Source organism: Actinomadura sp. GC306 (genome assembly GCF_004348665.1).
Taxonomy (GTDB): Bacteria; Actinomycetota; Actinomycetes; order Streptosporangiales; family Streptosporangiaceae; genus Spirillospora.
In genome coordinates this window covers 1-7,918 of sequence record NZ_SMKM01000296.1, presented here as the reverse complement: position 1 = coordinate 7,918, position 7,918 = coordinate 1, and the positions used below count along the sequence as shown (strand labels likewise).

Below are 7,918 nucleotides of genomic sequence, written 5' to 3'. Positions count from 1 at the left end.
GTTCCGGACCCCGCCGCCCCGACCACCGAGAAGCCGCTCCCAGGCGCCCTTCAGACGCCGCACGCCGCAGCGGAGCCAGCGGAGCAGGCACCCTCCGAGAGCACGCCCCCGGACCCCGTCGCTCAGACCACCGAAACCCCGCTCCCGGACGACACCCGGACGACGCCCGCCGCAGAAGAGCCGGAGCAGGCACCCTCCGAGACCACGGTCCCGGACCCCGCCGCCCCGACCACCGAAACCTTCATCCAAAGCCGCGCCCAGACGACGCCCGCCCCGGCGGAGCCGGAGCAGGAGGCACCTCGCGACAGCGCGCCCGCGGGCCTCGCCGCGTCCGCAGAGGTGTCGGCGGGGGATGAGGGCGGTTCCGAGTCCGATGGGCTGGATCCTCGGGCCGGGTTCGAGACCGTGCCGCTTGAGGAGGTCGTGGAGGGGAGTGCCACTCCGGCGCTGGGGACCGAGGCCGTCGCGGACGGGTGGGGCGGGCCTGACCTGGTCGAAAGTGTCTACGGGACGCTGACCGAGTTCTACGAGCGGATCGACGCGCGGCTCAGGGAAGTGCAGGAGGACGTCCCGCCCATGGGGTGGCGGCCGCACATCGCGGCGCTGCGCGCGTTGCGGGAGGAGCGGGTCGCAGGCGATTGGGAGGTGCTGTCCCGGTTCCTGGTCGCGCCGGGGGCGCTGGAGAAGTCGGACGACCTGCGGCTCGTCCGGCGCGAGGACGGGGACGAGGTCGTCCGCGACTTCGTGCGGGAGCTGGCGGCGGCGGACGGGCGGGCGCTGCTCGTCGCGCCCACGCCGGAGCGGGCGGCCGAGCTGCTGCGCGGCCTGGAGGCGGACCCCGAGGTCTTCTCGCTGCTGATCGAGACGCGTCCGGCGACGGCGGAGGCCGACTCCGTGGAGACGCAGGCGTTCCCGCCGGTGCCCGACGAGGTGGCGCCCACGCCGGAGTCCGCGCGAGACTCCGTGCGGGAGTCCGCGCGGGAGCCGGGCAGCAACGGGACGGTCGAGTTCCGGCCGGTGTCCGAGACGCCGCAGGAGAGCCCGTCGGCGGTCACGCGGGTCGAGGCGCTGCCCGTGCTGCCGCTCGCGGAACCGGCCGCGCCGGACGAGGGGCCGTCCGCCCCGGAGGCGAGGGTCAGGTCGGCCGCGCTGCGGCCGGTCGGCGAGGCGTGGCGGCAGGCGTGGGAGACGGAGATCCGGCTGCTGCGGCGCGGGCTCATGGCGCTGGAGCAGTGGCCGAGGGACGCGGCTGCGCTGCAGTCCGTCGAGGCCGAGCACATGCGGCGCGGCGAGGAGCTGGAGGCCGAGCGGGCGGCGATGGCCCGCGCGATCGAGGAGTACCGCAAGACGGTGTCGGCCGCCGGGCAGGCCGCCGAGGAGGCCGAGGCGGAGGCGGAGCGGCTCGCCGGCGTCCAGCGGGAGGCCGAGGAGGAGCTCGTCGGGCCGCGCGCGGAGGCGGAGCGGCTCCGGACGGAGGCGGAGGAGGCGGCCACCGAGGCGAACGCGCTGACCCGGTCGGCGGACGCCTCCTACGCGCGCTGCCTCCAGATGGACGAGCGCGCCAAGACCGCGCAGTCCGAACTGCAGGCCGCGCGCGAGACGGAGGCGTCCCTCACGGACGAGCTCGCGCGCGCGAAGGAGGCGCTGCCCCACGCGGAGGAGGAATACCAGCGGCTGGCGTCGGCGGACGCGGACGCGGCGGCCGAGGGCCACGCCGCCTACTACCGCCTGGCGGCGTCGGAGTCCGCGCTGGCGGGGGTGCGCCGCCGGATGACGCTCGGCCAGCGGCTGCACGTGGCGTCGCCGCCCGCCGAGCTGAAGAGCCTCCGCGCGGAGGTCAGGTCCCGGACGCGGGAGGCGGACGAGGCCGCCACGCGGGCCCGGGAGGCCAAGGACGCCGCGGAGAACGCCGAGCGGATCCGGCGCGGGCTCGCGTCCTTCGTGGAGGAGGGCGGGGCGCGGCTCGTCGCGGCGCAGGAGGCGCAGGAGCGGCTGGGCACGGAACTGGCCTGGCTCGCGACGGAACGGGAGAAGGTCGGTGCCGAGCACCAGGAGCAGGCCCGGCTGGCGGCGGAGTCCGTGGAGCGGGCCACCCAGGCCGCCATGCGGGCCCGCTCCGCGCAGCAGGCCGCGCAGGTCATCGAGGACCGGGTGAACTCGGCCCGGACGTCCCGCGAGCGGGCCCTCGCGGCGGCGGGACGGGCCCGGTCGGACGCGGAGAAGGCCGAGGCGCGGGCGGCGGAGACGGAGGCGGCGCTCGAACGCCGCACGGCCGAGGCCGCCATCGAGATGTCCGCCCGCGACACGGATCTGGCGGCGGCGCGGCGGACGGAGGAGCTGTCGCGGGAGAAGGTCCGGGAGACCTGCGGCGCGGACCCCGCCGAAGACCCGGAGGTCGTCCCGGAGCATCAGCGGCGCGCGATGGCCCGGATCGAGCAGCTCAGCGGGCACCTGCACGGCGAGCGGGCGGCGGGCGGGGACGTCCTGCTCGGCGCCGCCGACGTCGTCGTCGGGACGCCGGCGGGCATCGGGCTCACCGCCCGCGACGAGGAGTTCGACGCGCTGATCGTCGCGGACGCGGGCGAGGTGACCGACGGGGAGTTCCTCATCGGCGCCGTCCGGGCGCGCCGGTGGCTGCTCGTGGGGACGCCCGACTCGCGTCCGCCGTCCTACCGGGAGTACGCGAACGCGCCGGCCGGCCGGCTGGACACCAGCCCGTTCGAGCGCGCCTGCACGGCCGCGCCGCACCTGGTCGAGGACGGCTGACCCGGCCGCCCGCGGCCGGCGCTCAGTCCTTGCGCTCAGTCCGTGCGCTCAGTCCTTGCGGCCGAAGAAGGGGGAGGCGCCGGGGTTCTTCGGCGCGACGCGGACGCCCGGGGCCGCACCGGCCGGCTCCCACCGCGGAAGCGGCCCGGTCTCGCCCGCCGGACGGGCCGCCGCCGGACCGGGACGCCCGGGGCCGGATCCCTGCCGGGTCTGGGCCAGCTCGCGCTCCAGGCGGCGCTTCTCCGCGATGAGCGCGGTCAGCGACTCCTCGTGCTCCTCCCGCAGGTCGCGCAGGTCGCGGCGGGTGCGGATGCGGCGCGCGGCGCCGGTGAAGGTGAGCATCATCCCGACGCAGAAGAGGAGGGCCACGGCCGCGCCGGCGAAGAAGACCTGCCATTGCTCGCTCACGCCGGGGACGGTCTGGCCGAACAGGACGAGGTCCGCGGATTCGGCATTGCCGAGGACGACGCCGGTCCCGGCGAGGACGGCGACCGCGACCAGCAGGAAACCGAGGAACACCATGGGCAGATCTCCTCTGCAGTGACTCCGGAGGGGGACGGAGGGTCTCCACCATGCCAGACCGAAACTGGATCATGTCGGACCGGTCGCATAAATCCAGGTCGGCGACTTTCGTGCGAACCGGTGGCGCAACGTTCCCCGTCGGCCGCATCGGGTAGTGGTCGGGCCGAGGCGCGTCGCTCACCGATTCCAGGAGGAACCCATGCCCGTGCAGGCCATCGTCTTCGATCTGGACGGCGTCCTGATCGACTCGGAGCCGATGTGGGAGGAGGTCAGGCGCGCGTACGTCGCGGACCGCGGCGGGCGCTGGCTGCCCGACACCCAGGAGCGCCTCATGGGCATGAGCACCGACGAGTGGGCCGACTACCTCGCCACCGACCTCATCGACGGCGTCACCGCGGAGCAGGTCGCCTACGAGGTGATCGACCAGATGCAGCAGCGCTACTCGGAGGGGCTGCCGCTGCTGCCCGGGGCCGAGGACGCCGTCCGCCGGCTGGCCGAGTACCGCCCGCTCGGCCTCGCCAGCTCGTCCCCGCGCGCCCTCATCGACCTGGTGCTCGGCGAGCTCGGCGTGGCGGGGCAGTTCCACGCCACCGTCTCCACCGAGGAGGTCGAGAACGGCAAGCCGGAGCCGGACGGGTACCTCGCGGTCGCCGCCCAGCTCGGCGTCTCCGGCGGCGACTGCGTCGCAATCGAGGACTCCGCCAACGGCATCCGCTCGGCGCACGCGGCCGGGATGTCGGTCATCGCGATCCCGCGCCCCGCGCACCCGCCCGCGCAGGACGCGCTGGACCTCGCCGCGCACGTCGCCGACGGCCTGGACGAGGTGACGCCGGAGCTGGCGGAGGATATCCACAAGTGAGCGTTCGCGGGGGCGGGTGACGGGGGGCGCTCGTAGTATGGGCCGATGGCTTCCCCCGAGGTCCCGGAGACCCTTGACGTCCTGCGGCGCGTGTTCGGGTACGACGCGTTCCGGGACGGCCAGCAGGAGATCGTCGAGCATGTGGTGTCCGGCGGGGACGCCCTCGTCCTGATGCCGACCGGCGGCGGGAAGTCGCTGTGCTACCAGATCCCGGCGCTCGTCCGGAAGGGCACCGGCGTCGTCATCTCACCGCTCATCGCCCTCATGCAGGACCAGGTCGACGCGATGCGGGCGCTCGGCGTCCAGGCGGGCTTCCTCAACTCCACGCAGGATCTCGACGAACGGCGCGTGGTCGAGGCCCAGTTCGTCGCAGGCGAGCTCGACCTGCTCTACCTGGCGCCCGAGCGGCTGAAGCTCGCCGCCACCGTCGAGCTGCTCGACCGCGGCGACGTCTCGCTGTTCGCGATCGACGAGGCGCACTGCGTGTCGCAGTGGGGGCACGACTTCCGCCCCGACTACCTGATGCTGTCCGGCCTGCACGAACGCTGGCCCGACATTCCGCGCATCGCCCTCACCGCCACCGCCACCGAGGCCACCCGCCGCGAGATCGCCACCCGCCTCCAGCTGGAGGACGCGAAGCACTTCATCGCGAGTTTCGATCGCCCCAACATCCGGTACCGGATCGAGCCGAAGACCGACGCCAAGCGCCAGCTCCTCCGCCTCCTCCAGACCGAGCACAAGGGCGACGCGGGCATCGTCTACTGCCTGTCGCGCAACTCGGTGGAGAAGCACGCCGCGTTCCTGACCGAGAACGGCATCGAGGCACTCCCCTATCACGCGGGCCTGGACGGGCAGACGCGCGCCGCGAACCAGGCGCGCTTCCTCCGCGAGGACGGCCTCGTCATGGTCGCGACCATCGCGTTCGGCATGGGCATCGACAAACCCGACGTCCGCTTCGTCGCCCACCTGGACCTGCCCAAGTCCGTAGAGGGCTACTACCAGGAGACGGGCCGCGCCGGACGCGACGGCCTCCCGTCCACGGCCTGGCTCGCCTACGGCCTGCAGGACGTCGTCAACCTCCGCAAGATGATCGACGGCGGCGAGGGCGACGCCGCGTTCCGCCGCCGCCAGGCCATGGCCCTGGACGCCATGCTCGCCCTCTGCGAGACGGTCGAGTGCCGCCGCGTGCAGCTCCTCGACTACTTCGGCCAGTCCATCGGGCCGTGCGGCAACTGCGACACCTGCCTGACCCCGCCCGAGTCGTGGGACGCGACCGTCGCCGCGCAGAAGGTCCTGTCGGTGATCGTGCGGCTCGACCGGGAACGGCGCCAGAAGTTCGGCGCCGGGCACATCATCGACATTCTGCTCGGCAAGAAGAACGCCAAGGTCATCCAGTTCGACCACGACAACCTCAAGTCCTTCGGCGTCGGCACCGAGCTAGGCGAGGGCGAATGGCGCGGGGTCGTCCGGCAGCTTCTCGCGCAGGGCCTCATCGCGGTCGAGAGCAACCACGGCACGCTGGTGCAGACCGACGCGAGCGCGGCCGTCCTGCGCGGCGAACGCAAGGTGATGATGCGCCGCGAACCGGACCGTCCCGCCCCGAAGGCCGCCAAGGTCGCCAAGGAGCGCAAGGCCCCGGTCGAGCTGCCCGCCGAGGCCATGCCGATCTTCGAGCGGCTCCGCGCCTGGCGCGCCGCCACCGCCAAGGAGCAGGGCGTCCCCGCCTACGTCATCTTCCACGACGCGACCCTCCGCGAGATCGCGACGGCCCTCCCCACGTCCCTCACCGAACTCGGCCGCGTGAACGGCGTGGGCGAGAACAAGCTCGCCAAGTACGGCGACCAGGTCCTGGAAACCCTCGCCTCGGACGACTAGGGGCCGATTCCCAGGGTTCTCCCAGGATCGCGCAGGGCGTTCTACCAGCCGCCCCCGGTTGGATGGGTGCCATGCGAACCGACCGCAAGTCCTTCATCGCCGGGCTGGGCGCCGCCGGGATCCTCGGCGTCGGCCTGTACGTCGCCGTCCCCGCCGTCGCCGCCTCCCCGTCCCCGTCGCCCTCCGCGCAGCCGTCCGAGAAGGGCGAGGACCGCCCGTTCAGGTGGGGTCCCGGCCGGCACGGTCCGGGCGAGCACGGCCCCGGGGAGCGCGGCTTCGGCATGCACGGCGGACGCGGCGTCCACGGCGAGGCCACCGTCCGCGACGGCGACGCCTTCCGCGTCGTCAGTTTCCAGCACGGCGACATCACCGCCCTCTCGGGGACGACGCTGACCGTAAAGAGCGCCGACGGGGCGTCCTGGACGTGGACCGTCAACGACGACACCCGGATCCGCAAGGACCGCGAGGACATCGACCTCAAGGACCTCGCCAAGGACGACGAGATCCGCATCGCGGGCGAACGCTCCGGCGACACCCGAACCGCCAAACTGATCCGCGTACGGGACTGACCGGGAGGCGGTACCGCCGAACGGTATTTTCAGACAGGAGATTGCCGGGCCGCATGAGCGGGGGCCGATGAGCGAGGGCAGGCGGGTGCTCGTCGTCGACGACGAGGCCAACATTCGCGACCTCATCGAGGTCGCGCTGCGCTTCCACGGCTTCGCGACCGTGACCGCCGCCACCGGCGAGGCGGCCCTCCGGACGGCCGCCCGGGAACGCCCCGACCTCGTCCTGCTGGACGTCATGCTCCCCGACGTGGACGGCTTCGAGGTCTGCCGGCGGCTCCGCGCGGACGGGAACCAGGTCCCGGTGATCTTCCTGACGGCGCGGGACACCCCGTCCGACACCGTCACCGGCCTCACCCTCGGCGGCGACGACTACGTCGGCAAGCCGTTCTCCATCGAGTCGCTGATCGCGCGGGTGCGGGCCGTGCTGCGCCGGGCGGCCCCGCCCGCGTCCGACGGCGTCCTGCGCGTCGGGGACCTCGAACTCGACGAGGAGCAGTGGACGGTCCGGCGCGGCGGCGTCGAGGTCGACCTGTCCCCGACCGAGTTCCGCCTGCTCGCGTACCTGATGCGCAACGCGGGCGTCGTCCTGTCGCGCACCCGGCTCCTCAGTGCCGTGTGGGGCTGGGAGCACGGCAACCCGCAGGTCGTCGAGACCTACATCAGCTACCTGCGCCGCAAACTCGACCCGCTCGGCACGCCGCTCATCCACACCCGGCGCGGCGTCGGCTACGCGCTGCGGCCATGACGCTCAACGCCCGCCTGCTCACCGGCCTCCTCGCCATCACCCTCGCCGGGCTGGCGATCATGGCCCTGGTCAGCGCGGTCGTCCTGAACGGCTACCTGATGCACCGGGTGGACGACGAGCTCCAGTCCGTCCCGGCCCGCGCGATGGGCCGGCTGATGCTTCCGGGGACACCCCAGGGCGTCGCACCGTCCCGCTTCATCATCCTGGTGGTCGACCCCACCGGCCAGGTGCGCGCCCTAAGCGGCGACGAACCGAACCCCACCCGCGCCCTGGACGAGGTACAAAGCCTCAGCCGCGACGAATTGACCGCCCGCGCCGCGACACGCGAACCGTTCTCCCTCCCAGGTCTCCGCGCTGTGGCCCGCCCCTGGCGCAACAACATCATCGTCGTTGCGTCCCCGCTAGACCAGGTGCACTCCGCCGTCCGCAACCTGGTGCTCTCGGAGATCGCCACGGGAATCGTCCTGCTCGCGCTGCTGGCCCTGCTCGGCCGCACCCTGATCGCCCGCGGCCTCCTGCCGCTGAACCGGATGGCCGCCACCGCCCACGCCATCACCGCCGGCGGCGACCTGCGCGCCCGCA

At 73.6% G+C, this 7,918-nt stretch carries 5 protein-coding genes and 2 pseudogenes; 6 read left to right on the top strand and 1 reads right to left on the bottom strand.

Annotation, left to right across the window (positions count from 1 at the left end; genetic code table 11):
* Positions 1 to 2,766, top strand: a pseudogene (locus E1200_RS34080) (hypothetical protein); the annotation flags it as partial.
* Between the two features lie 48 nt (positions 2,767 to 2,814).
* Here the strand turns inward: E1200_RS34080 and E1200_RS28560 are convergent.
* Entirely contained in the window at positions 2,815 to 3,288 is a 474-nt protein-coding gene (locus E1200_RS28560) for a hypothetical protein (RefSeq protein ID WP_207933590.1), read from the bottom strand.
* A gap of 199 nt (positions 3,289 to 3,487) precedes the next feature.
* Here E1200_RS28560 and E1200_RS28555 point away from each other — a divergent pair, with 199 nt between their 5' ends.
* The 5 genes and pseudogenes from E1200_RS28555 to E1200_RS28535 form a co-directional block, all read left to right on the top strand.
* Positions 3,488 to 4,147 carry an HAD family phosphatase gene (locus E1200_RS28555; protein ID WP_131955180.1) on the top strand — a complete coding sequence of 220 codons (660 nt, stop codon included), beginning with the start codon at positions 3,488 to 3,490 and terminating at the stop codon, positions 4,145 to 4,147.
* A gap of 45 nt (positions 4,148 to 4,192) precedes the next feature.
* On the top strand, positions 4,193 to 6,022 hold the full coding sequence (recQ, locus tag E1200_RS28550) for a DNA helicase RecQ (RefSeq protein ID WP_131955179.1): 1,830 nt from the start codon (positions 4,193 to 4,195) through the stop codon (positions 6,020 to 6,022).
* A gap of 71 nt (positions 6,023 to 6,093) precedes the next feature.
* Entirely contained in the window at positions 6,094 to 6,591 is a 498-nt protein-coding gene (locus E1200_RS28545; protein ID WP_131955178.1) for a DUF5666 domain-containing protein, read from the top strand.
* 67 nt (positions 6,592 to 6,658) lie between these two features.
* A complete protein-coding gene (locus tag E1200_RS28540; RefSeq protein WP_131955177.1) occupies positions 6,659 to 7,336 on the top strand; it encodes a response regulator transcription factor in 678 nt (225 codons plus the stop codon).
* Positions 7,333 to 7,918: pseudogene (locus E1200_RS28535) on the top strand (sensor histidine kinase); the annotation flags it as partial. The gene E1200_RS28540 and the pseudogene E1200_RS28535, both read left to right, overlap by 4 nt.

Excerpts from the sequence above, each read along its gene's own strand:
- E1200_RS28560 (WP_207933590.1), bottom strand. The coding sequence starts at position 3,288 with ATGGTGTTCCTCGGTTTCCTGCTGGTCGCGGTCGCCGTCCTCGCCGGG.
- E1200_RS28555 (WP_131955180.1), top strand. The coding sequence starts at position 3,488 with ATGCCCGTGCAGGCCATCGTCTTCGATCTGGACGGCGTCCTGATCGAC.
- recQ (WP_131955179.1), top strand. The coding sequence starts at position 4,193 with ATGGCTTCCCCCGAGGTCCCGGAGACCCTTGACGTCCTGCGGCGCGTG.
- E1200_RS28545 (WP_131955178.1), top strand. The coding sequence starts at position 6,094 with ATGCGAACCGACCGCAAGTCCTTCATCGCCGGGCTGGGCGCCGCCGGG.
- E1200_RS28540 (WP_131955177.1), top strand. The coding sequence starts at position 6,659 with ATGAGCGAGGGCAGGCGGGTGCTCGTCGTCGACGACGAGGCCAACATT.